The sequence below is a fragment of the Microbacterium sp. MMO-56 genome, assembly GCF_037146215.1.
Lineage (GTDB): Bacteria > Actinomycetota > Actinomycetes > Actinomycetales > Microbacteriaceae > Microbacterium.
Genome location: NZ_JBBCVW010000045.1, coordinates 1 through 1372, shown reverse-complemented (window position 1 = coordinate 1372; position 1372 = coordinate 1). Strand labels below are relative to the sequence as shown.

Below are 1372 nucleotides of genomic sequence, written 5' to 3'. Positions count from 1 at the left end.
CGACCCGTGCCTGATGCTACGCGCTGCGCCGCCGCGCGCCCATGTTCTGCTGTCTACTGTGATCGCTGCGACCTGCTCGTCGGACTCGACGGGCTCCGGGTGGCCGGGGTCGAGCGTCGCGGCGATGGCGTGCTCGTGATCGATGCCGAGTCGCCGCCGGGTCCGGTCGGCTGCCCTGAGTGCGGAGTGGTCGCGGAGTCGGCGGGACGGAAGGTGCTCGTTCTGACGGACGCCCCGATGGGCGGTACTCCGGTTCGGGTCCGGTGGCGCAAGCGCCGCTGGCGGTGTCGCCAGGACGGGTGCGGGGTGCGCTCATTCACGGAGCAGAACCCGGCCGTCGCGGCGGCGAACAAAGCGCTGACGGCTCGCGCGGTGGCGTGGGCGGTGGCGCAGATGCGCCGCGAGAACGCGTCAGTGCGCGGTGTCGCTCGGCAGCTGCGCGTCGCGTGGCGCACGGTCTGGACGCACGTGGAGGCCGAGTTGCAGCGCCGCGAGCAGGACCCTGGCCGGTTCGATGGCGTCGAGGTGCTCGGCGTGGACGAGCACCTGTGGCATCACGTGTCCACGAAGCCCGTCGCCGACGGCGGGCGCGGTCCGAAGGAGCTGACCGGGATGGTCGACCTGACCCGAGACGCCACGGGACGCGTGCGGGCGCGACTGCTGGACCTGGTGCCAGGTCGATCCTCGAAGGCGTACGCGGACTGGATCAAGGAGCGGGACGAGCAGTTCCGTGCCGGGGTGAAGATCGCAGCTCTTGACCCGTTCGCCGGCTACAAGAAGGCCCTCGACGACGAACTCGACGACGCGACCGCGGTGCTGGATGCGTTCCACGTCGTCAAGCTCGGCACCGCCGCGGTTGATGACGTCCGTCGCCGCGTCCAGCAAGACACCCTCGGTCATCGCGGCCGCAAGGGAGATCCGCTCTACGGGATCCGCAACATCCTCCGCGCCGGACGGGAGCGCCTCACCGACAGGCAGCGGTCCCGGCTCGACGCGGCGTTCGCGACGAGAGAGGAGCACGTTGAAGTTGAAGTCGCCTGGCACGCCGCCCAGCAGCTCCGCGACGCCTACCGGCACCCCAACCTGGTCGAAGGGCACAAGATCGCCGAGAAGGTTCTCGAATCGTTCCCGTCCTGCCCGATCCCCGAAATCGCCCGCCTCGGCCGCACCCTCACCCAGTGGCGAGCCGCGTTCCTGGCCTACTGGGCGACAGGACGCTCATCCAACGGCGGCACCGAGGCCGTGAACGGGCTCATCGAACTCGCCCGCCGGATCGCCCGCGGCTTCACCAACTACGACAACTACCGGCTCCGCATGCTCCTGATCGCCGGCGGACTTGACCCCCTCACCCCCACCTAGAATGCGCAGAGCC

General features: G+C 70.1%; 1 protein-coding gene. It reads left to right on the top strand.

The window, feature by feature from the left end; all coding sequences use genetic code 11:
• Positions 1 to 6: 6 nt before the first annotated feature.
• Positions 7 to 1359, top strand: a complete 1353-nt coding sequence (locus WFI00_RS17705) for an ISL3 family transposase (protein WP_336633669.1) — start codon at positions 7 to 9, stop codon at positions 1357 to 1359.
• Positions 1360 to 1372: the final 13 nt, after the last annotated feature.